23 protein-coding genes are annotated in these 24991 nt (G+C 74.1%); 18 read left to right on the plus strand and 5 right to left on the minus strand.

Annotation, left to right across the window (positions count from 1 at the left end; translation table 11 throughout):
• Positions 1-5 precede the first annotated feature (5 nt).
• From ACFYON_RS25435 to ACFYON_RS25465, 7 genes are read left to right on the plus strand one after another with little or no spacing between them, the layout of a single operon-like run.
• On the plus strand, positions 6-1601 hold the full coding sequence (locus tag ACFYON_RS25435) for a nitroreductase family protein (protein ID WP_357706799.1): 1596 nt from the start codon (positions 6-8) through the stop codon (positions 1599-1601).
• Positions 1598-4330: a lantibiotic dehydratase gene (locus ACFYON_RS25440; RefSeq protein WP_357706797.1), complete on the plus strand. Its 2733-nt coding sequence runs from the start codon at positions 1598-1600 to the stop codon at positions 4328-4330. Before ACFYON_RS25435 ends, ACFYON_RS25440 begins: the two co-directional genes overlap by 4 nt.
• Positions 4327-5379, plus strand: a complete 1053-nt coding sequence (locus ACFYON_RS25445) for a lantibiotic dehydratase C-terminal domain-containing protein (protein WP_355096544.1) — start codon at positions 4327-4329, stop codon at positions 5377-5379. Before ACFYON_RS25440 ends, ACFYON_RS25445 begins: the two co-directional genes overlap by 4 nt.
• Positions 5376-6560, plus strand: coding sequence for a peptidase M50 (locus ACFYON_RS25450; protein WP_387189138.1), 1185 nt, complete (start codon positions 5376-5378; stop codon positions 6558-6560). Before ACFYON_RS25445 ends, ACFYON_RS25450 begins: the two co-directional genes overlap by 4 nt.
• A 2-nt stretch (positions 6561-6562) precedes the next feature.
• A complete protein-coding gene (locus ACFYON_RS25455) occupies positions 6563-7474 on the plus strand; it encodes an ABC transporter ATP-binding protein (protein ID WP_354866861.1) in 912 nt (303 codons plus the stop codon).
• Complete coding sequence (locus ACFYON_RS25460; RefSeq protein WP_354866859.1) at positions 7471-8226, plus strand: ABC transporter permease; 756 nt, start codon at positions 7471-7473, stop codon at positions 8224-8226. Before ACFYON_RS25455 ends, ACFYON_RS25460 begins: the two co-directional genes overlap by 4 nt.
• A complete protein-coding gene (locus tag ACFYON_RS25465) occupies positions 8223-10154 on the plus strand; it encodes a TOMM precursor leader peptide-binding protein (RefSeq protein WP_387189143.1) in 1932 nt (643 codons plus the stop codon). The genes ACFYON_RS25460 and ACFYON_RS25465 overlap by 4 nt, the downstream gene beginning before the upstream one ends.
• A gap of 82 nt (positions 10155-10236) precedes the next feature.
• Here the strand turns inward: ACFYON_RS25465 and ACFYON_RS25470 are convergent, their stop codons facing one another.
• Positions 10237-10413 (minus strand): thiazolylpeptide-type bacteriocin, encoded by a 177-nt coding sequence (locus ACFYON_RS25470; protein ID WP_073827725.1) that lies wholly within the window; start codon positions 10411-10413, stop codon positions 10237-10239.
• 149 nt (positions 10414-10562) lie between these two features.
• On the opposite strand from ACFYON_RS25470, the gene ACFYON_RS25475 reads away from it, so the two are divergent.
• The 9 genes from ACFYON_RS25475 to argH all read left to right on the plus strand — a co-directional run bounded on the left by ACFYON_RS25475 (position 10563) and on the right by argH (position 20390).
• Positions 10563-11846 (plus strand): amidohydrolase, encoded by a 1284-nt coding sequence (locus tag ACFYON_RS25475; RefSeq protein WP_354866855.1) that lies wholly within the window; start codon positions 10563-10565, stop codon positions 11844-11846.
• Between the two features lie 90 nt (positions 11847-11936).
• Complete coding sequence (gene argC / locus ACFYON_RS25480; RefSeq protein ID WP_354866853.1) at positions 11937-12938, plus strand: N-acetyl-gamma-glutamyl-phosphate reductase; 1002 nt, start codon at positions 11937-11939, stop codon at positions 12936-12938.
• Entirely contained in the window at positions 12935-14107 is a 1173-nt protein-coding gene (gene argJ, locus ACFYON_RS25485) for a bifunctional glutamate N-acetyltransferase/amino-acid acetyltransferase ArgJ (protein ID WP_354866851.1), read from the plus strand. Before argC ends, argJ begins: the two co-directional genes overlap by 4 nt.
• 57 nt (positions 14108-14164) lie before the next feature.
• Positions 14165-15052 (plus strand): acetylglutamate kinase, encoded by an 888-nt coding sequence (argB, locus tag ACFYON_RS25490; protein WP_354866849.1) that lies wholly within the window; start codon positions 14165-14167, stop codon positions 15050-15052.
• On the plus strand, positions 15049-16278 hold the full coding sequence (locus ACFYON_RS25495) for an acetylornithine transaminase (protein WP_354866847.1): 1230 nt from the start codon (positions 15049-15051) through the stop codon (positions 16276-16278). The genes argB and ACFYON_RS25495 overlap by 4 nt, the downstream gene beginning before the upstream one ends.
• On the plus strand, positions 16275-17201 hold the full coding sequence (argF, locus tag ACFYON_RS25500) for an ornithine carbamoyltransferase (protein WP_354866845.1): 927 nt from the start codon (positions 16275-16277) through the stop codon (positions 17199-17201). Before ACFYON_RS25495 ends, argF begins: the two co-directional genes overlap by 4 nt.
• Positions 17198-17710, plus strand: a complete 513-nt coding sequence (locus tag ACFYON_RS25505) for an arginine repressor (RefSeq protein WP_354866843.1) — start codon at positions 17198-17200, stop codon at positions 17708-17710. Before argF ends, ACFYON_RS25505 begins: the two co-directional genes overlap by 4 nt.
• Positions 17707-18912 (plus strand): argininosuccinate synthase, encoded by a 1206-nt coding sequence (locus ACFYON_RS25510; protein ID WP_354866841.1) that lies wholly within the window; start codon positions 17707-17709, stop codon positions 18910-18912. The genes ACFYON_RS25505 and ACFYON_RS25510 overlap by 4 nt, the downstream gene beginning before the upstream one ends.
• A gap of 14 nt (positions 18913-18926) precedes the next feature.
• Entirely contained in the window at positions 18927-20390 is a 1464-nt protein-coding gene (gene argH, locus ACFYON_RS25515) for an argininosuccinate lyase (RefSeq protein WP_354867584.1), read from the plus strand.
• 176 nt (positions 20391-20566) lie between these two features.
• On the opposite strand, the gene ACFYON_RS25520 is transcribed toward argH, so the two are convergent.
• The 3 genes from ACFYON_RS25520 to ACFYON_RS25530 all read right to left on the minus strand — a co-directional run bounded on the left by ACFYON_RS25520 (position 20567) and on the right by ACFYON_RS25530 (position 22202).
• Positions 20567-20920, minus strand: a complete 354-nt coding sequence (locus ACFYON_RS25520) for an MmcQ/YjbR family DNA-binding protein (protein WP_354866839.1) — start codon at positions 20918-20920, stop codon at positions 20567-20569.
• A 67-nt stretch (positions 20921-20987) separates the two neighbouring features.
• A complete protein-coding gene (locus ACFYON_RS25525) occupies positions 20988-21413 on the minus strand; it encodes a DNA-binding protein (RefSeq protein ID WP_354866837.1) in 426 nt (141 codons plus the stop codon).
• A gap of 150 nt (positions 21414-21563) precedes the next feature.
• On the minus strand, positions 21564-22202 hold the full coding sequence (locus ACFYON_RS25530) for a DNA-3-methyladenine glycosylase (RefSeq protein ID WP_357706783.1): 639 nt from the start codon (positions 22200-22202) through the stop codon (positions 21564-21566).
• A gap of 139 nt (positions 22203-22341) precedes the next feature.
• On the opposite strand from ACFYON_RS25530, the gene ACFYON_RS25535 reads away from it, so the two are divergent.
• Positions 22342-23442: an LLM class flavin-dependent oxidoreductase gene (locus ACFYON_RS25535; protein ID WP_354866832.1), complete on the plus strand. Its 1101-nt coding sequence runs from the start codon at positions 22342-22344 to the stop codon at positions 23440-23442.
• Entirely contained in the window at positions 23439-24065 is a 627-nt protein-coding gene (locus ACFYON_RS25540; protein WP_354866830.1) for an FMN reductase, read from the plus strand. Before ACFYON_RS25535 ends, ACFYON_RS25540 begins: the two co-directional genes overlap by 4 nt.
• A 32-nt stretch (positions 24066-24097) precedes the next feature.
• Here ACFYON_RS25540 and ACFYON_RS25545 read toward each other — a convergent pair whose 3' ends face one another.
• Positions 24098-24982, minus strand: coding sequence for a universal stress protein (locus ACFYON_RS25545; RefSeq protein WP_387189139.1), 885 nt, complete (start codon positions 24980-24982; stop codon positions 24098-24100).
• Positions 24983-24991 lie beyond the last annotated feature (9 nt).

Raw genomic sequence — 24991 nt, forward strand, 5'->3', positions numbered from 1 at the left:
GCGCCATGACGACTGAACCCGCCGGCTACGCCCACGCGTACGCGACGGCGATCCTGCGCCGCGGCCGGGAGCCGATGCCGCCCGCCGGCTTCACCCCCGACTGGGGGGACGCGCCCCGCCGGGGCAAGTACTACCCGGACGCGGCGGCCTTCCCGCTGCCGGCTCCGGCATCGGCGGACGCCCCGCTCGACACGGCGTTACGGCCGGACGGCGACGCCGACGAGCCGTTCACCACGCGCCTGCTCGCGGGCCTGCTGCGCGACTCGTACGGGCTGCTCGGCCGGCGGCTGGGCGTGCAGGCCAACACCGACCTGGCCGCGCTTCCCTCGTACGCGCACGCCAACTGGCACCGGGGCACCGCCTCGGGCGGTGGTCTCTACCCGTGCAGCGTCTACTGGGTCGCCGGGCCGGGTGCGGGTGTCCTCCCCGGCGTCTACTACTACGCCCACGCCCGGCAGGCCGTGCAGCGACTGATGGCGGGGGACGTCACCGACCGGCTCAACGCGGCGGTCGGCCGGTCGGAGCCGGCCACCCAGTTCCTGGTGATCGGCGTCAAGTTCTGGCAGAACGCGTTCAAGTACAACAACTTCTCGTACCACGCCGTGTCGATGGACGTGGGCACCCTGTTGCAGACCTGGCGGTTGTGGGCCGCGGGTCAGGGCCGGCGGATCCGGCCGGTCCTCTGGTTCGACCAGGCCGCCGTGGCTGGCCTGCTCGGTCTGGATCCCGACGCCGAGGCGCTGTTCGCCGTCGTGCCGCTCACCTGGGCCGGTCACGACCGTGCCGACCGGGCCGACGGGGTGCTGCCATCGGGCCCGGTCCGGGTTCGGCACACCGACCGGGAACGCTCCCGTACCCGGCTCGACTTCGACCTCCTGCAACGGGTCAACCGCAGCACCGCCGCGGCGGTACGGCGACCGCCGGTGGGCGCGCTCGCCGACGCCGGCGCGCATCCGGCGCCCACCCACCCCGGACGCCTCGCGCTGCCGCCCGCGGCGCCCATGGACATGCCGGTCGGCGCGGCGCTGGCCCGTCGGCGCAGCAGCTTCGGCCGGTTCCTGGCCAGCCGGCGGATCTCCGCCGGGCAACTCGCCGCGCTTCTGAGTGCGACCGCCGCCACCACGGTGCCCAGCGAGATCGACGGCCCGGCGGACCGGCCGCTGGCGAAGCTCTACGCGTTCGTCAACCACGTCGACGGCGTCCCCGCGGGCGGCTACGAGTACGACCCGGGCAGCCACGCCCTGCTCCCGGCCTCCGACGGGCCACCCGGCCGGTTCCTGCAGCGCAACTACTTCCTGGCCAACTACAACCTGGAGCAGGCCGCTGTCGTCCTGGTGCCCACCGTCCGCACCCACGCGGTGCTCGACGCCACCGGCGATCGTGGCTACAACCTGGTGAACGCCACCGTCGGGGCGATCTCACAGACCTTCTACACGGTGGCCGCCGCGCTGCGCCTCGGCGCCGGGGTGGCGCTGGGCTTCGACAGCGTCTCCTACGTGGAGGAGTTGGCGCTCGAGGACACCGGTGAGTTCCCGCTGCTGATCATGTTGGCCGGTCACGACCGGCCGGGGCTCGGCGACTACCGCTACGAGCTGTCATGACGTCGACGGTGCCCGCGCCGAGCGCGCGGACGTCGGCCGCGACCCGTGACTGGCGCACCGGCGACTGGTTCATCGCCCGGATCGCCGGGCTGCCGCTGTCGACAGTCGACGGACTGCGGTGCCCTCGCGCGACCGACTGGGCCGAGGAGGTCCTCGCGCTGCGGGACCGGCTCGCCGCCGACGGCGCCCGGGTCGGTGACCTGTTGCACGACCTGATCAAGGGCAACGACGACGAGGAGGCCCGCCGTCGCCTGCTGGCCCTGCGCCGGCAGGTACACAACAACGTGCTGCCCGCCGACCCCGGGCCGGCCCTCGCCGTGGTCGAGCGCATCGCCCCCGAGTCCGCACCGGGCCTGCGGCGGTGGCTCACCGGCCGGGAGCGCCTGGCCCGGCTGGAACACGAGGGCGCGGCCGTGTTCGCCGCCGACGTCGCCCGGGCCCGCCGGCGACTGTGGGAGCTGGCCGACGAGCCCCGGCTGCGCGGCGGGCTCCAGCTCGCCTCGCCCACCCTGGACCAGCAACTCGCCACCGGAACCCCGCCGGATCCGGGCCGCCCGGCGAACAAGCGCGCCCGCCGCGTCGAGCGCTCGCTGCTGTCCTACCTCTACCGCACCGCCTGCAAGACCAGCCCGTTCAGCACCTTCACCGCCGTCGCGCTCGGCCGGTTCGACGACGACGCGGCGGGTCTCGGGGTGGCCGTGGGGGAGCGGTGGCAGCGGCACGTACGGCTCAACGTGGTGCTTGTCGGCCGGATCGCCGACCTGATCAGCGCCGATCCGGTGCGGCGCGGCGACCTGCCGGTGGCGCTGAGCCCGGGCTGGCGGCGTGACGCCGAGCGGATCCGCTACGTGCGGCACTGGGTGACCGCCGGCGACGACAGCGCCGCCGTCAGCTTCGACTCGGTCCGGGACGGATTGTTCTTCCTGCGCCGCAGCGGGGTCCTCGACGAGCTGACCGCGCTGTTGCAGCGGCGGGGCACGATCCGCGGCGGCGAGCTGGTGGACCGGTTGTGCGAGCTGACCGGCGCGGACCGGGCCGACGGGCAGGCGTACCTGTCCACCCTGCTGCGCCTGGGCATGCTGCGCCTGGTCGGCCTGGACGTCGACGTGCACCGCGCCGACCCGGTCCGGGCGCTGGCCGGCGCGCTGTCCGGCCTGGACCGCCAGTGGGCCGTCCGGACCGCCGCCCACCTCACCGCGATCGCCGAACTGGTGGACGCCTACCGGGACGGGGACCTGGCCCGGCGCCGGCAGGTGACGCACGAGCTGCGGACGGCGGTGCGGGCGACAATGGCGGACCTGGGCGAACCGGATCCGCCGCTGCCACAGACCCTGCTCTACGAGGACAGCCGGATCGACGGCGGGCCGTTGCCGGTGAGCGCGCCCGCCTGGCGGCGGCTGGTCGGCGACGGGCTGGCCGCGGTGGAACGCGTGCTGCCCGCGTTCGACCAGAACCTGCCGCACCGGATCATGTTCCACGGCTTCTTCCTGGCCCGGTTCGGCGTCGGCGGCCGGTGCGACGACCTGCTGCGTCTGGTGGAGGACTTCCACGACGACCTCTACGACCAGTACGCCTCCTACGTCTCCGGCCGCCGGTCGTTCGCCGAGGACGGCAGCTACACGCCGGAGGAGAACTGGCTGGGCCGGCCCGAGATGACCGCGCTGGACGCGGCCCGGCAGGCGTTCGCCGAGCGGCTGCGCCGGCTGGTCGCGGCGGATCCGGGGCGGACCGAGCTGCCGCTGCCGGACGCGCTCCTCGACGAGGTGGGCGAACTGCTCGGCGGCGCCGCCGGCGGGTTCCGCCCGCAGGGGCACTTCGTGCAGGTGGCGTCGCGCGAGCCGGAGCCGCTGCTGGTGCTCAACCAGTCCTTCGGCGGGCTGTCCTTCCCGTTCAGCCGGTTCACCCACTGCTTCGCCGGGGACACGCCGAGTCTCGCCGAGCGGCTGCGCGCGCAGGCCAGGTCCGTCGCCCCGCCGGGCGCGGTCTTCGCCGAGCTGACCGGCGGGGCGGCCACCACCAACCTGAACCTGCACGACCGGCTCACCGACCACGTCATCGTCTGCCCGGGCGAGACCAGCGACGTCGAGCCGGATCGGCAGCTCACCCTCGACGACCTGCACCTGGTGCACGACCCCGGCACGGACCGGGTGGCGCTGCGCTCCACCCGCCTCGACCGCGAGGTGATCCCGGTCTACCTCGGCTACCTGGTGCCGATGGCGTTGCCGCAGATCCCGCGTACCCTGCTGCTGCTCTCGCCCGCGTCGATGGTGCGGCTGGATCCGTGGCGGGGCGTGCCCGCCCGGCCCGCCCTCGACGGCGTGACGACCCGGCCCCGGCTGCGCGCCGGCAACGTGGTGCTCAGCCGCCGTAGCTGGTCGGCGCGGGCCGGCGACCTGCCGCAGACCGACGACCCGGGCGCCGAGGCCGAGGCCTTCCTGCGCTGGCGGCGGTGGCGGGCGGAGCACGACGTGCCGGCCCGGGTCTTCGCCACCGTCCACCCGGCCGGCGCGGCCCGCGCCGGCACCAACCCCAAACCGCAGTACGTGGACTTCGACAGCCCGCTGTCGTTGCAGGCGCTGCGGGCCTCGCTCGACGCCCCCGACGACCTGGTGGTGCTGCGCGAGATGCTGCCGGCCGCCGACGAGTTGACGGCCCGCGGCGAGCACGGCGGCCACGTCTGTGAGCTGGCCGTGGAGACCTTCCGCACCGACCCTGGGAGGATCCGATGACCGTGTCGGCCGCCGCGCCCACCGACCCCCGCGGGGACTGGCTGGCGCTGCACGTGTTCTACGCCGCCAACCCGCAGCCGTTGCTCGTGGAGTGTGTGGCGCCGCTGATCCGCGAGCTCACCGACCAGAACCTGCTCGCCGGCCACTTCTTCATCAACTACTGGCTGGAGGGGCCGCACGTGCGGCTGCGCCTGCGGCCCCGTACCCCGGCGGACGAACCGGCGGTGCGGGCGCTGGCCGAGGCGGCGATCGGCCGGTTCCTCACCACCCGCCCCGCCCTGTACGCCATGGGCACCGGCTACCTGCGCGAGCTGTACGACATCCTGTTCGCCCTGGAGTTCCCGGCCGGACGGCCGGCGGAGCTGGTCGACGGCAACGGCCAGATGCTGCTGCAACCCAACAACTCGGTGAGCTACCGGCCCTACGAGCCGGAGTACGGGAAGTACGGCGGGCCGGACGGCATCGAGGTCGCCGAATGGCACTTCCGGCACTCCAGCGACGTCGTGCTGCGGGCCCTCGCGACGATGAACCTGCACCTGCGACCGGTGCTGCTGGGCACGGCCGCCCAGCTGATGACGGTGCTGGCCGGGACGTTCCTGCCGGACCGGGCGGAACTGGTCGACTTCCTCGACCGCTACCACCACTTCTGGCACCGGGCGTTCGCCGGCACCGAGCTGATCGGGGCCGAGGAGTACCGCCGGATGTACGACGGGGTCGCGCCGGAGCTGGGGCCGCGGGTCGAACGGATCCTCGACCTCGTGGCGCGGGGGGATGTCCCGCACCTGCCCGGATTCCTGCGCGGTTGGGCCGAGCACGCCGGCGAGCTTCGGGAGCGGGTGCTCGGGCTGGCCGCGTCCGGCCGGCTGATCCTCCGGTCGTGGGACGGCAGCGGGGAGCGGGTGGTCACCGACCCGGCCGAGGCGCTGGCCGCGCTGCTCTCGCCGTACCTGCACATGACGAACAACCGGCTGCACGCCACCATCCGCGACGAGGCCTACCTGTCCTACCTGCTCGCCCGGGTGTTGCGGGAGCCGGCGGTGGCGGCGTGACCAGCCCGGCGCTGCTCGGCAAGCGTCCCCGCCTCCGCGACGACCTGCTCTTCTCCCGCCCGCTGAACCGGGGACCGGCCACCGTCCACCTGGTCAAGGACCGCCGCAGCGGCCGGGCTTTCGAGCTGTCGGACAAGGAGCGCTTCCTGGTGCGCCGGCTGGACGGGGTCCGCTCCCTGGCGGAGGTCGGCGACGAGTACGCGGCCGCGTACGGCCGCCGGCTCGGCGACGACCACTGGGTGCGGCTGTTGTGGCTGCTGCACGAGCGGGACCTGCTCGCCGGCGGACCCGGTGAGCCGGAGGCGGTCCCGGCGGCGCGGAGCGGCCGGCTCGACAGGTGGGCCCGGCTGCTGGGCCCGCTGCTGGGCCCCGCGTCCGTCGCCGGGTGGGGACTGCTGGTGGTGGTGCTGCTCGCGGCCGTCGCCCGGTACGCCGGGCCGCTGTGGCAGGCGGCCCGTCCGGCGTTCACGGACCCGCTCAGCCTGCTCCTGCTCGGGCTGCTCGCCTGGGCGGGCGCGGCCACCCACGAGTTCGCGCACGCGCTGACCGCGGTCCGGCTCGGCGCCACCGTCAAGCGGATCAACCTGGTCACGCTCACCTGCGAGATCGAGGACTACGCGTACCTGGCGAGACGGCGGGACCAGGTGGTGATCGCCGCCGCCGGCGGGGTGGCGAACGGGTTGGTGCTGCTGCTCGTCGGCACGGCCCTGGCCGTCCTGCCGGGCGCTTTCGCCGACCGTCTGTTCAGCGCGTACGTCCTCGTCGCCGCCGTGCAGACCGCTGTCAACTTCGTTCCGCTCCCACCGTTGGACGGCTACAAGATGGCCGGCCACCTCCTGGACACGCTGGACCTGGCGCCGGAGAGCCGCCGCTACCTGTACACCGCCCTCGGCCGGTTGCCGGGCCGCGGTCATGCCCGCTACCCGAGGCGGGCCGCCGTACGCCTCGGTCTGTACGGCCTGTGGTGGCTGTTCGCCGCCGTGACGGTGGCCGCCTGTGTGGTCTACTTCGCCGGCGCGCTCCTGGAGTCCACACTGGGCGTGCTCGGACATGTCCTGCCCGCCGCGATCGTCGCCCTGACACTCGCCGGCTGGCTGGCCCGGCCCCGGCGTGCCGGCCCCGCGGGCCGGTCCTCTCCGTCACACCAGCAGAACATCCAAGCCCACAACCGAAAGGCGTGACCATGCCAGCCACCGACGATCCGGCCATCGCGCTGGATTCCGTGAGCAAGTCGTACGGCGAGGTGAGGGCGGTGGACGACATCACCATCTCGATCGGCCGGGGCGAGTTCTTCGGCATGCTCGGGCCCAACGGCGCGGGCAAGACGACGCTCATCGAGATGATCGAGGGTCTGCGGACCCCGGACAGCGGCACCGTCCGGGTGCTCGGCATGTCGCCGACGCCGCGCAACCTCGACCTGCTGCCGTTGATCGGCGTGCAGACCCAGCGGTCGGCGTTCTTCACCCGGCTGACCGCCCGCGAACACCTGGTGACCGTCGCCGCGCTCTACGGCCTGCCCGCGTCCGCCGCGGACCGGGCGTTGAAGCTGGTCGGGCTGACCGACTCGGCCGGCATCCGGGTCACGAACGTCTCCGGTGGACAGCGCCAGCGCCTCGCCATCGCCTCGGCGATCGTGCACGACCCCCAGGTGATCTTCCTGGACGAGCCGACCGCTGCCCTGGACCCGCAGGCCCGCCGTGATCTCGGGCAGTTGCTGCGGGAGCTGAAGGCGGGCGGCAAGACCATCGTCTACACCACCCACCACCTGGACGAGGCGCAGGGGCTGTGCGACCGCGTCGCCATCCTCGCCGCCGGGCGCGTCCTGGCCCTGGACAGCCCACGGGAGCTGATCGCGCGATCCGGTGTCCGCGCCCGTCTCGTCGTCCCCGCCGGCCGGCTCAGCGCGGAGCAGGCCGGCCGGATCGACGGCGTCGACGGGATCGACTTCGAGGACGGCGCGGTCGTCCTGCGTACCACCCAGACGGCCCGGGTGCTCGCCGCCCTCGGCGCCGAGGGCGGCCTCGACGAGGTGGAGACCCGGCCGGCCACCCTGGAAGACGTCTACCTGCAACTGATGGGAGCGCCGCAGGCATGAGCGCATACACCGCCCTGGCCCGGGCCAGCTACAAGGCGAGCGTCCGGGACGGCACCACGCTGTTCTTCACGTTCGCGTTCCCGCTGGTCTTCCTGGTCATCTTCGGACTGATCTTCCGCAACCAGCAGGTCGCCGAGACCGGCCACGGATACATCGACTTCATCGCGCCGGGCGTGCTGTCGTGGGGCCTGGCCAGCGCCGCGCTGTTCGGGGTGTCGTTCACGCTGATGCAGTGGCGCAACGACGACCTGCTGCGCATCATCCGGTTGTCGCCGACGAGCATCTGGTCGGTGGTCGGCTCCCGCTACGCGGTCGCGCTCGCCATCGGCGTCGCGCAGAGCCTGGTCTTCGTCGGCGTGGCCATGCTGCCCTTCCTGGGCATGCGTCCGGACGGCCGGTGGCCGCTGGCCCTGCCGATGATGCTGCTGGCGGTGACCACGTTCCTGGCGCTGGGCCTGATCGTCGGCTCGCGTGCGGACACCGCCGAGGCGGTGGCCGCGATCGCCAACTGCATCGTGGTGCCGATGGCCTTCCTGTCGGGGTCGTTCTATCCCCTGGAGCTGATGCCCGGGTGGTTGCAGGGCGTCTCCCGGGCGCTGCCGCTGCGCTACGTCAACGACGGCATGGCGTACGCCTTCACCGGGTTCGGTTCCATGACGGACTATCTGGTGGCGTGCGGCGCGCTGGCCGCCTTCGCGGTCGTCTTCGCGGTCGTCGGCGTGCGTACCTTCCGGTGGAGCCACAGCTCGTGACCGGGCCGGCGGCGCCGGCGCCCCCGGCCCCGCTGTCCGCCGCCGCGGCCCGGCTCGACGAGCACCTGCGGCGGCGCTGGACGGCGCGGCCGGTGGGGCCGGCGCCCCGGGTGGTCACGCTGGGCGCCGCCGACGCGCTGAGCGGGGCGGCGCCGCACCGGCGGCGCGCCACCGTGCATCTGAGCGCGGACGCGGTGCTGGTCGGCCCGATCGCCGGCGCCTCGCCGGGGGCCGCCTGCGGGCACTGCCTGGCCGTCCGCTGGCAGCGGCTGCGCGGCCGCAGCGAACGCGACGCGCTGGAGACCGGCCACGGTCCGATCGCGATCGGGCCGTGGCCCCGGCTCACCGACTACCAGCTCGACGCGGTGTGGGACCTGTACCGGGCGGTGCACGCCACGCCGGCCCGGACCGCGCCACCGACGTGGGACGACCCCGACCGGCGGCTCGCCCGGGTCAGCCGGCTGGAGCTGGCCACCCTGCGGGTACGCACCCACCCGGTGCTGGCGGAGCCGCGCTGCCCGACGTGTTCGAGGGCACGCCCCGACTCGCCGGCCGAGGTGCCGAGGCTCGACCGGCCGGCGCCGAAGCCGGCCGTCGACGCCTACCGGCTGCGCGCCCCCGGCGACTACCCGCTGCCCCGCGCCGCCCTGGTCAACCCGGTCTGCGGGGCGCTCGGCGCCGGCACCCGGCTCACCATCACCTCGCCCACCACCGCCCCGGTCACGGGCAGCGTCTTCATCCGGGGCTACGGCGGGCTGCTCGACGTGTCCTTCAGCGGCCAGTCCACCGGCTACGACGCCAGCCATTCGCTGGCGTACCTGGAAGGGCTGGAACGGCACGCGGGCACCCACCGGCGGCGCAACCTCACCCCCGTCGTCGCCGCGTACGCGGACGTCGCCGGGCACGCCCTGCACCCGGACGAGTGCGGCAGCTACCCGGACGAGGTGTACGACCGCGACCCGATCCTGCGCCGCTTCGACCCGGACCGGCCGATCCCCTGGGTGTGGGGCCGGGACCTGCACACCGGCCGGCCGGTGCTGGTGCCCCGGCGGCTCTGCTTCTACAGCTCCCCGGCGGCCGACGACACGTTCGTGCTCTCGTCCTCCAGCGGCTGCGCCACCGGCAGCTGCCTGGCCGAGGCCGCCCTGTTCGGGCTGCTGGAGCTGATCGAGCGGGACGCCTTCCTGCTCGGCTGGTACGGCAACCTGACGCTGCCGCGAATCGACCTGGCGAGCTGCTCTCCGGCGGTGCGGGCGATGGCCGACCGGGCCGAGCTGCAGGGCTACGCGCTGCACGCCTTCGACAACCGGATCGACCTCGACGTGCCGGTGGTGACCAGCCTGGCGGTCCGCCACGACGGTGGGCCCGGACTGCTCTCCTTCGCCGCCGCCGCGCACGTCGACCCGGAGCAGGCGGTGGCCGGCGCGGTCGCCGAGGCGCTCACCTACATCCCGCACCAGCCGGCCACGGTGCGTCGGCGGCGGGCGGAGCTGGAGCGGATGGCCGACGACTACGGCCTGGTCCACCGGCTGCCGGACCATTCGGCCCTCTTCGGCCTGCCCCGGATGGCCCGGCACGCCGCGACGTACCTGCGCGAGGCGGCGGCCTGGGACGTCGCGACCGTCTTCGCCAGCCATCGTGGGGCCGGCGCCCGGGACCTCCTCGACGACCTGGGCCGGGTCCTGGACACCCTGCACCGGCGCGGCCACCGGGCGATCCTGGTCGACCAGACGAGCCCGGAGCAGGAGGCGGTCGGGCTGCGGTCGGTGTGCGTGGTGGTGCCCGGCCTGCTGCCGATCGACTTCGGCTGGCTGCGTCAGCGGGCGCTGCACCTGCCCCGCCTGCGCACCGCCCCGTACGCGGCGGGGTTGGCCGGGGCGGCGCTCACCGACGACGACCTGCGCCGCGTTCCCCACCCGTTCCCGTGAGCCGGCCGCCGCGCCGGCGGCCGGACACGCGCACGTAGGGCCGCCCCGGTGCCGGGGCGGCCCTACGTCGTGACCGATCCGCTCAGGCCGAGCAGCTGGTGGTCGAGGTGGTGCTGCTGCAGGTCGAGGTGGTGCCCGACGAGGAGCAGGAGGCCAGGATCGCCTCGGAGGCGTCGGCGTAGTCGGAGATCGCGAAGGTCTCGGACTCCAGCTCGAGGATCTCCTCGGCGAGGGCGTTGAGGTCGGTTTCGGGCGCCATGATGACTCCAAGGGGGTCGTGTCCGGCCGGTTCCTCCGGCCTGGGACGAGCACACCGCACGGCGCTCACCGATCGCCGTCGTCCGGACCCCCGGATCGCTGTCACCGGATGTGAGCGGTGTGACAGCGGCTTGCGGTTGGCTCAGCGGCATGGTGTCACCCGGTCCGCTCGCCGCCGCCCGCGCTCCGGATCCGGCCCCCGACGCGGGTGTCCTGGCCCGGGCCGGCTCGCTCTACCGCGATCTGCACGCCCGACCGGAGCTGTCGGGGACGGAGGAGCGCACCGCGTCCCGGTTCGCGGCCGCGCTGCGCCAGGCCGGCTGCGCGGTCACCACCGGCATCGGCGGGCACGGCGTCGTCGGCGTCCTGACCAACGGCGCCGGTCCGGCGGTGATGCTGCGCGCGGAACTGGACGCGCTGCCGGTCGCGGAGCGGACCGGGCTGCCGTACGCGAGCACGGTCGGCGCGGTCGACGGCGAGGGCCGCCGGGTGCCGGTGATGCACGCCTGCGGGCATGACCTGCACCTGGCCGCGGCGGTGGGCGCCGCGGCTCACCTGGATCGTGTCCGGGACCGCTGGCGGGGGAGGCTGCTCGTGCTCGGACAGCCGGCCGAGGAGACGCTGACCGGCGCGGCGGCGCTGATCGCGGACGGGCTGTACGACCGGTTCGGCCGGCCGGATCTCCTGCTGGCACAGCACGCGGCGCCGCTGCCGGCGGGCATGGTCGCGCACGGGGCCGGGCCGATGACCGCGGGCTGCGTCACCCTGGAGGTGACCGTGACCGGCCGCGGCGGGCACGCCGCCACCCCGCACCTGTGTGTCGACCCGGTGGTGCTCGCCGCCACTGTCGTCGTCCAGTTGCAGACCATCGTGGCCCGGCAGGTGGGGCCGGCCGAGCAGGTGACGGTGACTGTGGGTTCGCTGCGGGCGGGCCACCACCCGGGCGTGATCCCGGAGGAGGCCACGCTGGGCGTCACGATCCGGGCGCTGTCGGAACGGGCGCTGGACGACGTGCGGGACCGGGTGATCCGGACGGTGCGGGGCTGTTGCGAGGCCGCCGGGAGCCCGGTGGAGCCGTCGCTCCGAGTGGTGTCGCGGACCCCGGCCTACCGGGGCGATCCGGAGGTGGCCGCGCGGCTGCGCGCCGCCCACGAGCGGACGTTCGGCGCGGAGCGGGTGGCCTGGTGGCCGTCGTCGCTGGCGGCCGAGGACTTCCCGCTGCTCGCCGCCGAGGGGATCCCCAGCGGATACTGGATGCTCGGTGTCGTCGGCCCGCGCCAGTGGCGGGCGGCCCGCGGTGGCAGCGCCGCCGAGAAGCTCGCCGCGCTGCCGGCCAACCACAGCCCGTTCTTCGCGCCGCACGTGGGGCTGGCGCTGCCGGCCGGTGTCGCGGCGCTCACGGCCGGCGCGCTCACCGCGCTGGCGCCGGACTGACCATCCGAAGCATCATGCAGTACACCGTATGAACTTGCATCCGGGTCGCGTCCGCTGCTAACCTCTTCGCATATTCATGCGGAGGTTAGTATGGGCATTCGGACAGCGGTGGCCGGGGCGAGCGGATACGCCGGAGGCGAACTGCTGCGCCTGCTCGCCGGTCACCCCGAATTCGAGCTGATCACCGCCACCGCGCACAGCCAGGCCGGCCGGCCCGTCACCGCCGTACACCCGCACCTCACCGGCCTCGACCTGGTGTTCGCCGCGACCGAGGCGGCGACCCTCGCCGACGCGGACCTGGTCTTCCTGGCCCTGCCGCACGGGCAGTCGGCGGCACTCGCCGCGGCGCTGCCCGACACGGTCAAGGTGGTCGACCTCGGCGCGGATCACCGGCTGCGCGACGCCGGTGGCTGGGCCCGCTACTACGGCGGGGAGCACGCCGGCGCCTGGACCTACGGGCTGCCCGAGCTGCCCGGCCAGCGGGCCGAGATCGCCGCCGCGACGCGGGTGGCCAGCACCGGCTGCTACGCGGTGGCGACCACGCTGGCGCTCGCGCCGCTGATCGCCGCCGGTGCGGTACGCCCCGACGACGTGGTGGTCGTCGCCGCCTCCGGCACCTCCGGCGCGGGCCGGGCCGCCAAGGCCCACCTGCTCGGCAGCGAGGTGATGGGCGACCTGACGCCCTACAAGGTGGGCGCGCACCAGCACGTCCCGGAGATCAAGCAGGCCACCGGCGCGACCGGCCTCTCCTTCACCCCGGTGCTCGCGCCGATGCCCCGGGGCATCCTTGCCACGGTCACCGCGGTGCCCACCGGCGACGCCGACCCGCGCGCGGTGCTGGCCGCCGCGTACGCCGACGCGCCGTTCGTGCACCTGCTGCCCGAGGGGGCGTGGCCGCACACCGCCGCCACCGCCGGCTCCAACTCCTGCCACCTCCAGGCGACGGTCGACGTCGACTCGGGGCGGGTGATCGTGGTCAGCGCGATCGACAACCTGGGCAAGGGCGCGGCCGGTCAGGCCGTGCAGAACGCCAACCTGATGACGGGTCTCCCCGAGACCACCGGTCTGTCCGTGTTTGGAGTGGCTCCATGAGCGTCACCGTCCCCCGGGGGTTCCGCGCCGCGGGTGTCGCCGTCGGACTGAAGTCCTCCGGCGCCGCCGACGTCGCCCTCGTGATCAACGACGGCCCGGACGCCGGTGTGGCGGGTGTCTTCACCGCCAACCGCGTCAAGGCCGCCCCGGTGCTGTGGAGCCAGCAGGTCGTGCACGGCGGCGTCGTGCGCGCCGTGGTGCTCAACTCCGGCGGCGCGAACGCCTGCACCGGGCCGGCCGGCTTCCAGGACACCCACGCCACCGCCGAGCACACCGCCGCCGCGATCACCGCCGCGAACGCCCGGCTCATCGTCGGCGCCGGCGAGGTCGCCGTCTGCTCGACCGGCCTGATCGGTGAGCGGCTGCCGATGGACAAACTGCTTCCCGGCGTACGCGAGGCGGTGCGCGGCCTGTCCCGCGACGGCGGCCCGGCCGCGGCCGAGGCCATCATGACCACCGACACCCGGCCCAAGACGACAGTGGCCCGGGGCACGGGCTGGACCGTCGGCGGCATGGCCAAGGGCGCCGGCATGCTCGCCCCGGCGATGGCCACCATGCTCTGCGTACTCACCACCGACGCGGTGGCCGGGCCGGACACCCTGGACGCCGCGCTGCGCGCCGCCACGCGGGTCACGTTCGACCGGATCGACTCCGACGGCTGCATGTCCACGAACGACACGGTGCTGCTGCTGGCCAGCGGCGCCTCCGGCATCGAGCCGACCGCCGACGAGCTGACCGCCGCTGTCACCGCCGCCTGCCATGACCTCGCCCAGCAGCTCCTGGCCGACGCGGAGGGCGCGACAAAGGAGGTGGCGATCGAGGTGGTCGGCGCGGCGAGCGAGGACGACGCGGTCGAGGTGGGCCGCACGGTGGCCCGCAACAACCTGGTGAAGACCGCGCTGTTCGGCAACGACCCGAACTGGGGCCGGATCCTCGCCGCGGTCGGCACCACGGCCGCCGTCTTCGAGCCGGACGGTGTGGACGTCGCGGTGAACGGCATCTGGGTGTGCCGGGGCGGCGCCGCCGCCGAGGACCGCGCCAAGGTGGACCTCACCGGCCGCGCCGTGACCGTCCGGATCGACCTGCACGCCGGTGCCGACGCCGCCACCATCTGGACCAACGACCTGTCGCACGCGTACGTCCACGAGAACTCGGCCTACTCCACGTGAGCGCGCGGAACGCAGCGGGGCGGAGTTCCGCAGTCGCGAACGAAAGGCGGGCTCGGCATGACGCTTTCCGCTGACCTCACCCGGGCCCAGGCCAAGGCCGCCACGCTGATCGAGGCACTGCCCTGGCTGGCCCGTTTCTCCGGCGCCACGGTCGTGGTCAAGTACGGCGGCAACGCCATGGTCGACCCCGAACTCCAGCGCGCCTTCGCCGCCGACATGGTGTTCCTGCGCTACGCCGGCCTGAAGCCGGTGGTGGTGCACGGCGGCGGCCCGCAGATCTCCGCCATGCTCGGCCGCCTCGGCATCGCCAGCGAGTTCCGGGGCGGCCTCCGGGTCACCACCCCGGAGGCGATGGACGTGGTCCGGATGGTGCTTGTGGGTCAGGTCGGCCGGGAGCTGGTCGGGCTGATCAACGCGCACGGCCCGTACGCGGTCGGCCTCTCCGGCGAGGACGCCGGGCTGTTCACCGCCGTGCGCCGCCAGGCGTACGTGGACGGCGTACCGGTCGACGTGGGCCAGGTCGGCGACGTGGAGTCGGTGAACGTCTCGGCGGTCACCGACCTGATCGCGGCCGGCCGCATCCCGGTCATCTCGACTGTCGCGCCGGACGCCGACGGGGTGCTGCACAACCTCAACGCGGACACCGCCGCCGCCGCGCTCGCCGTGGCGCTGGACGCCCGCAAGCTGGTCGTGCTCACCGACGTGCCCGGCCTGTACGCCGACTGGCCGGACACGTCCAGCCTGGTCAGCGAGATCACCGCGGACGACCTGGCGAAGCTGCTGCCGTCCCTGGAATCGGGCATGGTCCCGAAGATGGAGGCCTGCCTGCGGGCGGTGCGCGGGGGAGTGCCCGCCGCGCACGTCGTCGACGGCCGGGTCGCCCACTCCACGCTGCTGGAAGTGTTCACGTCGGAGGGCTTCGGAACGATGGTGATCGACTCATGAGCTCGCTCGTGCAGCGGTGGAACGCCACCATGATGGACAACTACGGCACGCCGCCGCTGGCGCTCGTCTCCGGCTCCGGCGCCGTCGTGGTCGACGAGACCGGCCGGGAGTACGTCGACCTGCTCGGCGGCATCGCCGTCAACGCGCTCGGCCACGCCCACCCGGCGGTGGTGGCGGCGGTCAGCAAGCAGGTCGCGACGCTCGGGCACGTGTCCAACCTGTTCGTCGCCGAGCCGCCGGTGGCGCTGGCCGAGCTGCTGCTGGCGCTGGCCGGCCGGCCGGGCCGGGTGTTCTTCGCCAACTCCGGCGCCGAGGCCAACGAGGCCGCGTTCAAGCTGTCCCGGCTCACCGGCCGCCGGCACGTGGTCGCCACCCACGGCGGTTTCCACGGCCGGACCATGGGCGCGCTGGCGCTGACCGGGCAGCCCGCCAAGGCCGACCCGTTCCGCCCGCTGCCCGGCGACGTGACACACGTGCCGTTCGGCGACGCCGACGCGCTGGCCGGGGCCGTCACCGACGACACCGCCATGCTGATCATCGAGCCGATCCAGGGCGAGAACGGTGTGGTCGTCCCGCCGCCCGGCTACCTCGCCGCGGCCCGGCGGATCACCGCCGCGCACGGCGCGCTGCTGGTGCTCGACGAGGTGCAGACCGGCGTCGGCCGGACCGGCCACTGGTTCGCCCACCAGGCCGAGGGCGTCGAGCCGGACGTCATCACCCTCGCCAAGGGCCTCGGCGGCGGGCTGCCACTGGGCGCCTGCCTGGCCTTCGGCCGGGCCGCCGACCTGCTCACCCCCGGTTCGCACGGCACCACGTTCGGCGGCAATCCGATCAGTTGCGCCGCCGCGCTCGCCGTCGTCTCCACGATCGCGCACGAGGGCCTGCTCGACCACGTCAAGCGGATCGGCGAGCGGCTGCGCCGCGGCGTCGAGGCGCTCGGGCATCCGCTGGTACGCGAGGTGCGCGGCGCGGGGCTGCTGCTCGGCATCGTCCTCGACCAGCCGGTGTCCGCCGCTGCCGCGGCCGCGCTGCGCGAGGCGGGTTTCCTGGTCAACCCGGTGCAGCCGGACGTGGTGCGGCTCGCCCCGCCGCTGATCCTCACCGCGGCGCAGGCCGACGCGTTCCTGGCCGCCCTGCCGGCCGCGCTGTCCGCCGCCGCGCCGGCACCTCCCACCACCGGCGCCGCCGCGCCCGACGCCACGACCCCGACGGAGGCTCCCGCATGATCCGCCACTTCCTGCGCGACGACGACCTCACGCCCGCCGAGCAGGCCGCCGTGCTCGACCTCGCCGCCCGGATGAAGACCGACAGGTACGGCCACCAGCCGCTGGCCGGCCCCAAGTCGGTGGCGGTGCTGTTCGACAAGCAGAGCCTGCGGACCCGGATCTCGTTCGACGTGGGCATCGCCGAGCTGGGCGGGCACCCGCTGGTGGTGGACACCCAGGTCACCCACTTCGGCCGGGGCGAGACGCTGGCCGACGCCGGCCGGGTGCTGTCCCGCTACGTCGCCGCGATCGTGCTGCGCACCCACGGCGACGACCGGATCGCCGAGGTCGCCGCGCACGCCACGGTGCCGGTGGTCAACGCGCTCACCGACACGTACCACCCCTGCCAGCTGCTGGCCGACCTGCTCACCGTGCGGGAGCGCCTCGGCGGGACCGCGGGGCGGATCCTCACGTACGTCGGCGACGCGGCGAACAACATGGCCCACTCGTACCTGCTGGCCGGCGCGACCGCCGGGATGCACGTGCGGATCGCCGGCCCGGACGGGTTCCGGCCCGACCCGGAGATCGTGGGCCGCGCGGAGAAGATCGCCGCCACCACCGGCGGTTCGGTCCAGGTGCTCACCGACCCGGTCGAGGCGGTACGCGGCGCCCACGTCGTCGCCACCGACACCTGGACGTCGATGGGGCAGGAGTCCGACGGGCTGGACCGGATCACCCCGTTCCTGCCGTACCAGGTGAACGCCGCGCTGCTCGGCCACGCCGACGCCGACGTGATCGTGCTGCACTGCCTGCCCGCCCACCGGGGCGAGGAGATCACCGACGAGGCGCTGGACGGCCCGCACAGCGCGGTGTTCGACCAGGCGGAGAATCGCCTGCACGCCCAGAAGGCGCTGCTGACGTTTCTCCTGGAGGAATCCGCATGACCGCTCCGCTGACCCGCGCCGCGCGGCACGCCCGCATCGTCGAGCTGATCCGCGACACCGCCATCCACTCGCAGACCGAGCTGGCCGACCTGCTCGCCGGGGACGGCATCCAGGTCACCCAGGCCACCCTGTCGCGCGACCTGAAGGAACTGGGAGCGGTGACCGCGCGCGGTGGCGACGGGCGGGGCGTCTACCTGATCCCGGAGGACGGGCACCGGCCGCTGCGCGACGCCGAGGGCGCGCCGGCCCGGTTGGTCCGGCTGCTGCGTGAGCTACTCAACGGCGTCGACTCCAGCGGCAACATCGCGGTGCTGCGCACCCCGCCGGGCGCGGCCCAGTACCTCGCCAGCGCGCTGGACCGGGCCGGCCTGACCGAGATCGTCGGCACCATCGCCGGCGACGACACCATCCTCGTCGTGTCCCGCGACGCCGACGGCGGCGCCGCGCTGGGTGAGCGGCTGGCCGCCTGGGCCCGCCGGGACGACGCGGTCGAAGGGGGCACCTCGTGACCGAGCGGGTGGTGCTGGCGTACTCCGGGGGCCTGGACACCTCGGTCGCCATCCCGTACCTGGCCGAGCGGACCGGCGCCGAGGTGATCGCGGTAGCCGTCGACGTCGGCCAGGGCGGCGAGGACATGAACGTGATCCGGCAGCGCGCGCTGGACTGCGGTGCCGTCGAGTCCGAGGTGGTCGACGCCCGCGACGAGTTCGCCGCCGGCTACTGCCTGCCGGCGATCCGGGCCAACGCCCTCTACATGGACCGCTACCCGCTGGTGTCCGCGCTGTCCCGGCCGCTGATCGTCAAGCACCTGGTCGCGGCGGCGCGCGCCCACGGCGGCACGATCGTGTCGCACGGCTGCACCGGCAAGGGCAACGACCAGGTCCGCTTCGAGGTGGGCCTGGGCGCGCTCGCACCCGACCTGAAGGTGGTCGCACCGGCCCGGGACTTCGCCTGGACCCGGGACAAGGCGATCGCGTACGCCGAGGAGAAAGGGCTGCCGATCGACGTGTCGGCGAAGTCGCCGTACTCGATCGACCAGAACCTGTGGGGCCGGGCCGTGGAGACCGGCTTCCTGGAGGACATCTGGAACGCCCCGGTCGAGGACCTCTACGCGTACACCGGGGACCCGGCGTCGGAACGCGACCCGGACGACGTGGTGATCACGTTCGACGGGGGCGTGCCGGTCGCGATCGACGGCGAGACGGTCACCCCGTACCAGGCGATCCGGGAACTGAACCGGCGGGCCGGGGCGCACGGCGTGGGCCGGCTGGACATGGTCGAGGACCGGCTGGTCGGCATCAAGAGCCGCGAGGTGTACGAGGCGCCCGGCGCGCTCGCCCTGATCACCGCCCACCAGGAGCTGGAGGCGGTCACCGTCGAGCGGGACCTGGCCCGGTTCAAGCGCGGCGTCGACCAGCGCTGGGGCGAGCTGGTCTACGACGGGCTCTGGTTCTCGCCGCTGAAGCGGTCGCTCGACGCGTTCATCGACGACGCCCAGCGCCACGTCACCGGCGAGGTACGGCTGCGCCTGCACGGCGGCCGGGCGGTGGTCACCGGCCGGCGCTCCGAGGCGAGCCTCTACGACTTCGGCCTGGCCACCTACGACACCGGCGACACATTCGACCAGTCGCTGGCGAAGGGATTCGTGCAACTGTGGGGACTGCCCAGCAAGATGGCCGCACAACGGGATGCCCGGATGGGAGGGGCCTGATGGGAGGCGCCACAATGGGTGGGGTGGACGACAAGAGCCTGACCGAGAACAGCGCCGCCGCCAACCGGACGAGCCTCTGGGGCGGCCGGTTCGCCGGCGGTCCCGCCGAGGCGCTCGCGCGGCTGTCGGTGAGCGTCCAGTTCGACTGGCGTCTCGCCCCGTACGACATCGCCGGTTCCCGCGCGCACGCCCGGGTCCTCGCCGGCGCCGGCCTGCTCGACCCGGACGAACTGGGCCGGATGCTGGCCGCGCTGGACGACCTGGAGGCGGCCTGCGCCTCCGGCGCGTTCCGCCCGACGGTGGACGACGAGGACGTGCACACCGCGCTGGAGCGCGGCCTGCTGGAACGCCTCGGCAGCCTCGGCGGCAAGCTGCGCGCCGGCCGCTCCCGCAACGACCAGGTCGCCACCGACCTGCGGCTCTACCTGCGTGATCACGCCCGCGGCGTGGCGGCCCGGCTGGTCGAGCTGGCCGAGGCCCTCGTCGAACAGGCGGAGCGGCACGTGGACACCGCGGCGCCGGGGATGACCCACCTGCAGCACGCCCAGCCGGTGACGTTCGGGCACTGGCTGCTGGCCCACGTGCAGCCGCTGCTGCGTGACCTGGAACGGATGCGCGACTGGGACGAGCGGACCGCGATCAGCCCGCTCGGCGCCGGCGCGCTGGCCGGCTCCGGCCTGCCGCTGGACCCGATGGCGGTCGCCAAGGAGCTGGGTTTCCGCACCTCGTTCGCCAACTCGATGGACGCGGTCGCGGACCGCGACTTCGTGGCCGAGTTCCTGTTCGTCACCGCCATGATCGGCGTGCACCTGTCCCGCCTCGGCGAGGAGGTGGTGCTCTGGACGTCGCAGGAGTTCGGCTGGGTCGAGCTGGACGACGCCTTCGCCACCGGCTCGTCGATCATGCCGCAGAAGAAGAACGCGGACATCGCCGAGCTGGCGCGGGGCAAGTCCGGCCGCCTGGTCGGCGGCCTGATGAGCGTGCTCACCATGCTCAAGGGCCTGCCCATGACGTACGACCGGGACATGCAGGAGGACAAGGAGCCGGCGTTCGACGCTGTCGACACGCTGGAGCTGCTGCTTCCCGCGCTGGCCGGCATGATCTCCACGATGACCGTCCGGGTGGACCGGCTGGTCGCCAGCGCGCCGTCGGGCTTCTCGCTCGCCACCGAGGTCGCCGACTGGCTGGTCCGGCGCAACGTGCCGTTCCGTGACGCGCACGAGATCACCGGCAAGCTGGTGGCGCTCTGCGCGGTCCGCGACTGCGCGCTGGACGAGGTGTCCGACGCCGACCTGGCCGCCGTCAGCGAGCACCTGGACCCGTCGGTGCGCGACGTGCTCTCGGTGCGCTCGGCGCTGGCCGCGCGCATCACGCCCGGCTCCACCGGCCCCGGCCCGGTCGCCGACCAGCTCGCCGCCGCGGCGGACAAGCTGACCGGTTGGCGTGAGTGGGCCGCCGAGCGGGTCGTCCCCCGCTGAGACGCACGGTTGGTCCGGGGCAGCCGCGAGCCTGCCCCGGACCGGCCCGACCCCCGCGGAAAGCTTCCAAGATCAACAACCGTCCCGCTGTGTGAAACGCGGCTCCCGCTTCGTGGCGGGCTGGCGCCGCCGGATCGGCGGTTCGGGGCTGGCCGGGGCTCCGTCCGCGTTCCCGGTCAGCCGGCGGGCCGCTCGCGTTTCGGCAGCTTCGCCACGACCGCGTCGTACGACCCGTCGACCGCCTCGACCAGCTCGTCGTCAGGAATGCCGCCGGAGAGGCGCAGCGTGTTCCAGCCCGATCGGTCGATGTAGGGGGAGGGGCGCGCGTCGGCCGGGAACCGGTGCAGCCACTCGTCGGCCACCTCCCGGGACGGCCCGCACTTCACCCCGAGCCGGGCCTCACCCTGCGGGGAGCCGAGAAACGCGAAGATGCGGCTGCCCACCTTCACCACCTCGTCGCCCTCCCAGGGCCGGTCGAGCCAGGCTCCCGGCTTGGCCAGGCAGTAGGCCAGCATCTCGTCGCGCGTCATCGCGTCCTCCCGTGCCGTCCGGCGCGGTCTCGTCCGCCGCTGTGACAGAAGACCGGCCGCTTCCCGCTCAGTCGCCGGTGCCGGTGCGGACGGTCAGCCGCTCGTAGCGCTGCCGGGCCGCCTGCGCGCTGCCCAGCCCCAGCCCGAAGGCGATCGCCTGCCAGGTCATGCCCCGCCCGCGGGCCACCTGTAGCAGCCCGGCCTCCAGCGCGTCCACCTCGGCCCGCACGTGCGGGATCAGCGTCAGCGCGGCCATCAGGTCGGCCTGGTCGACGGGCTCCTCACCCTCGTCCAGCTCGGCTCCGCCGGCGAGCGCCATCACCAGCGTGGCCGCCTCGTAGGCGTCCGGTACGTCGGGGTGCGCGTAACGGCGACGGCGGGAGTTCGAGCCGGCGTGCCGCTCGGCGATCCGCAGCAGCGCCGCCCAGTTGCGGTGCGCGCGGGCCTGGGCAGCATCCGGAGCGGTGAACGGGTCGTTGTCCACGGTGACCATGCCGTCCATCCCACACCCAAGAATGGCTTGTTGTCAACACTGCGTTGAAAGCCGTTCGTGCAAAACGCCGTGCCTTCGGAACGTGGTGAGAAGACGCGTCATGGACCAGAGACGCGCCACAGGATGCTTCGGGTTGCCGGAGCGGTCGGCTCAGGCCGGTGAGTTCCGTATCGGGACGGCCGTAGCGGGCCGGCGGCGCGGGGTGTGCCGCCGGTAGACGCTCACACTCGGCTCGTCCGCCAGCCAGAACCGCCACGGCAGGTCGTGCGCGGCGGCGACCCCGACACGCGGCCCGGCGAGAATGCGCGCCGGGTCGACCGGGCTGGCCGGGGGAGTCAGCAGCAGCGGGCCGCTGCCGTCGATCGCCGAAGTGCCGTTGGCGTCCCGCCCGAGCCCGAGCGCGGTGACCAGCCGGGCCGGTCCGCGGGCAAGATCCCGGTCGGCGGCGCGCGGCCGGCGCTCGCGGGCGGTCTCGATGCCGTCGACCACCTCGCCCGCGCGCAGCAGCACCGCCGCCGCCTCGCCGTCGCGCCCGCAGACGATGTTCGCGCACCAGTGCATGCCGAACACGAAGTAGACGTACGCGTGTCCGGCGGGCCCGAACATGACCTGGTTGCGCGGCGTCGGCCCGCGGTGGGCGTGCGACGCGGCATCCTCGCCGGTGCCCGCGTACGCCTCGACCTCGGTGAGCCGGACCGTGACGCCGCCGGCCGACACGGTCCAGCCGAGCAGCGTCCGCGCGGTGTCCGCGATCTGGGCGGCGGGCGCGTGGAGCCAGGGGTACGTCATCGCGGCAAGGGTAGTCGGTGGATGGTGCGTGATTCGGGCCACGCCGGGGCGGGCAGCCGACGGAATAGTTGACTCGTCAAATATGTTGTGAGGAGCGATCCCGGGCCGACCGGTCCGGACCCCACGCGAGGAGCTGGTCATGCAGTTCGGAGTCTTCACCGTCGGTGACGTCACCGTCGACCCCACGAACGGGCGGCTGCCGTCCGAGCGTGAGCGGATCAAGGCCATGACCGCCATCGCGCTCAAGGCCGAAGAGGTCGGCCTGGACGTCTTCGCCACCGGCGAGCACCACAACCCGCCGTTCGTGCCGTCGTCGCCGACCACCATGCTCGGCTGGATCGCCGCGCGCACCGAGCGGCTGCTGCTGTCGACAGCGACCACGCTGATCACCACGAACGACCCGGTGAAGATCGCCGAGGACTACGCGATGCTCCAGCACCTGGCCGACGGCCGGGTCGACCTGATGATGGGCCGCGGCAACACCGGCCCGGTCTACCCGTGGTTCGGGCAGGACATCCGCAACGGCATCCCGCTGGCCATCGAGAACTACGACCTGCTGCACCGGCTGTGGCGCGAGGACGTGGTCGACTGGAAGGGCCGGTTCCGTACGCCGCTGCAGTCGTTCACCTCGACCCCGCGCCCGCTCGACGGCGTGCCGCCGTTCGTCTGGCACGGCTCGATCCGCAGCCCGGAGATCGCCGAGCAGGCCGCGTACTACGGCGACGGCTTCTTCGCCAACCACATCTTCTGGCCCAAGGAGCACACCCAGCGGATGGTCGGCCTCTACCGGGAGCGGTTCGCGCACTACGGCCACGGCTCGCCGGATCAGGCGATCGTCGGCCTCGGCGGGCAGGTCTTCATGCGCCGCAACTCCCAGGACGCGGTACGCGAGTTCCGCCCCTACTTCGACAACGCCCCGGTCTACGGGCACGGCCCGTCGCTGGAGGAGTTCACTCGGGAGACGCCGCTGACAGTGGGCAGCCCGCAGCAGGTCGTCGACCGCACGCTGGGCTTCCGCGAGTACGTCGGCGACTACCAGCGGCAGCTGTTCCTGATGGACCACGCCGGGCTGCCGCTGAAGACGGTGCTGGAGCAGCTCGACCTGCTGGGCGAGGAGGTGGTGCCGGTGCTGCGCAAGGAGTTCGACTCGATGCGTCCCGCGCACGTGCCCGACGCGCCCACCCACGCGAGCCTGCTCGCCGCCCGGGAGGCCGCACCGGCCGACGGGGAGCAGCGATGACCCGCCGTACCCTCGCTGTCGTCTCCGCCGGGCTCGGCCAGCCGTCGTCCACCCGCCTGCTCGCCGGCCAGCTCGCCGCGGCCTCCCGCGACGCGTTGGCCGGCCGCGGCGCCACCGTGGAGCTGCACGTGGTGGAGCTGCGCGAGCACGCCCATGACGTGGTGAACCACCTGCTCACCGGCTTCGCGCCGGCCGCGCTGCGGCGCACGCTCGACGACGTGGCCGCCGCCGACGGGCTGATCGCGGTGACGCCGATCTTCAACGCGTCCTACAACGGGCTGTTCAAGTCGTTCTTCGACGTCGTCGACCGGGACGCGCTGGCCGGCAAGCCGGTGCTGATCGGGGCGACCGGCGGCACCGCCCGGCACTCGCTGGCCCTGGAGCACGCGGTCCGGCCGATGTTCACGTACCTGCGGGCGGCGACCCTGCCCACGGCGGTGTTCGCCGCTCCCGAGGACTGGGCCGGCGACGACGGCGACAGCGCGCTGCGGTCCCGGGTCCGCCGGGCCGCGGCCGAGCTGGCCGAGCAGGTGGACCGCCGACCCGCCGCGACCGGCCCGGCCGACCCGTTCGCGCTCACCACCGACTTCGCCGACCTGCTCGCCGGCCGCGACCCGGCCTGACCGGGCCGCGATCGGGCCGCGATCGGGGCGGCTCAGTCGCCGGCCGGCTCGGGCCGGTGGGCGACGAGCACCGGGCAGTGGGAGTGCTGCACCAGGGCCTGGCTGACCGAGCCGAGCAGCAGCCCGACGAAGCCGCCCCGACCCCGGGAGCCCACCACCACGAGCGACGCCTCGCCGCTGGCCTCCCGCAGGGCGGTCTCCGGCGAGGCGGCGGTCACGGAGCGCTCAGTCACCCGCAGGCCGGGGTGCGCCGCGCGGACCTGGGCCGCCGCGTCGGCCAGCAGCCCTTCCGCCTCGGCCCGCTCGGCGGTGGACGCCTCCGCCGCCACCTCCGGCGTGACCGCGCCGCGTTCCGGCGACCGGACGTGCATGAGGACCAGCTCCGCGTCGCGTCGCTCGGCCTCGTCGGCGGCCAGCTCGATCGCGTACGCGGCCGAGTCGGAGCCGTCCACGCCGACAAGCACCGGGCCGTCCACCGGGATCGGCTGCTCCTCAGGACGGACGATCAGCACCGGGCAGCGCCCGTGCTGCGCGAGCTGACCGCTGACCGAGCCGAGCAGCAGGCCGGCGAAGCCGCCGACGCCCCGGCTGCCCACCACGACCAGTTCGGCGCGGCGGGACTCCTCGACCATCGTCGCGCCCGGGCCGCCCGCCACCTGGCGTATCTGCACCCGCAGGCCCGGGTGCCGCTCGGCCAGGTCGGCGGCGACCGACTCCAGCATCTTCTCCGACTCCGCGGTGGGCGCCGGCACCCCCAGGTCGTACGGGTTGAGCGGCACCCCGTAGCCGAGCGGGTGCAGGTAGCCGTGCACCAGCAGCAGCGGCCGGGAACGGGCGACGGCGGTCGCGGCGGCCAGGTCGGCGGCGGCCAGGCTGGACGGCGATCCGTCCACTCCCACCACGACGGGTCGGTTCATCTGGTGCTT

The sequence above is a fragment of the Micromonospora sp. NPDC005686 genome, from assembly GCF_042871665.1.
Taxonomy (GTDB): Bacteria; Actinomycetota; Actinomycetes; order Mycobacteriales; family Micromonosporaceae; genus Micromonospora.

Excerpts from the sequence above, each read along its gene's own strand:
- ACFYON_RS25455 (WP_354866861.1), top strand. The coding sequence starts at position 6,563 with ATGCCAGCCACCGACGATCCGGCCATCGCGCTGGATTCCGTGAGCAAG.
- argH (WP_354867584.1), top strand. The coding sequence starts at position 18,927 with ATGGGTGGGGTGGACGACAAGAGCCTGACCGAGAACAGCGCCGCCGCC.
- argF (WP_354866845.1), top strand. The coding sequence starts at position 16,275 with ATGATCCGCCACTTCCTGCGCGACGACGACCTCACGCCCGCCGAGCAG.
- ACFYON_RS25530 (WP_357706783.1), bottom strand. The coding sequence starts at position 22,202 with ATGACGTACCCCTGGCTCCACGCGCCCGCCGCCCAGATCGCGGACACC.
- ACFYON_RS25475 (WP_354866855.1), top strand. The coding sequence starts at position 10,563 with ATGGTGTCACCCGGTCCGCTCGCCGCCGCCCGCGCTCCGGATCCGGCC.
- ACFYON_RS25545 (WP_387189139.1), bottom strand. The coding sequence starts at position 24,982 with ATGAACCGACCCGTCGTGGTGGGAGTGGACGGATCGCCGTCCAGCCTG.
- ACFYON_RS25495 (WP_354866847.1), top strand. The coding sequence starts at position 15,049 with ATGAGCTCGCTCGTGCAGCGGTGGAACGCCACCATGATGGACAACTAC.
- ACFYON_RS25440 (WP_357706797.1), top strand. The coding sequence starts at position 1,598 with ATGACGTCGACGGTGCCCGCGCCGAGCGCGCGGACGTCGGCCGCGACC.
- ACFYON_RS25535 (WP_354866832.1), top strand. The coding sequence starts at position 22,342 with ATGCAGTTCGGAGTCTTCACCGTCGGTGACGTCACCGTCGACCCCACG.
- argB (WP_354866849.1), top strand. The coding sequence starts at position 14,165 with ATGACGCTTTCCGCTGACCTCACCCGGGCCCAGGCCAAGGCCGCCACG.
- ACFYON_RS25470 (WP_073827725.1), bottom strand. The coding sequence starts at position 10,413 with ATGGCGCCCGAAACCGACCTCAACGCCCTCGCCGAGGAGATCCTCGAG.
- ACFYON_RS25460 (WP_354866859.1), top strand. The coding sequence starts at position 7,471 with ATGAGCGCATACACCGCCCTGGCCCGGGCCAGCTACAAGGCGAGCGTC.
- ACFYON_RS25445 (WP_355096544.1), top strand. The coding sequence starts at position 4,327 with ATGACCGTGTCGGCCGCCGCGCCCACCGACCCCCGCGGGGACTGGCTG.
- ACFYON_RS25540 (WP_354866830.1), top strand. The coding sequence starts at position 23,439 with ATGACCCGCCGTACCCTCGCTGTCGTCTCCGCCGGGCTCGGCCAGCCG.
- argJ (WP_354866851.1), top strand. The coding sequence starts at position 12,935 with ATGAGCGTCACCGTCCCCCGGGGGTTCCGCGCCGCGGGTGTCGCCGTC.
- ACFYON_RS25505 (WP_354866843.1), top strand. The coding sequence starts at position 17,198 with ATGACCGCTCCGCTGACCCGCGCCGCGCGGCACGCCCGCATCGTCGAG.
- ACFYON_RS25525 (WP_354866837.1), bottom strand. The coding sequence starts at position 21,413 with ATGGTCACCGTGGACAACGACCCGTTCACCGCTCCGGATGCTGCCCAG.
- ACFYON_RS25520 (WP_354866839.1), bottom strand. The coding sequence starts at position 20,920 with ATGACGCGCGACGAGATGCTGGCCTACTGCCTGGCCAAGCCGGGAGCC.
- ACFYON_RS25435 (WP_357706799.1), top strand. The coding sequence starts at position 6 with ATGACGACTGAACCCGCCGGCTACGCCCACGCGTACGCGACGGCGATC.
- argC (WP_354866853.1), top strand. The coding sequence starts at position 11,937 with ATGGGCATTCGGACAGCGGTGGCCGGGGCGAGCGGATACGCCGGAGGC.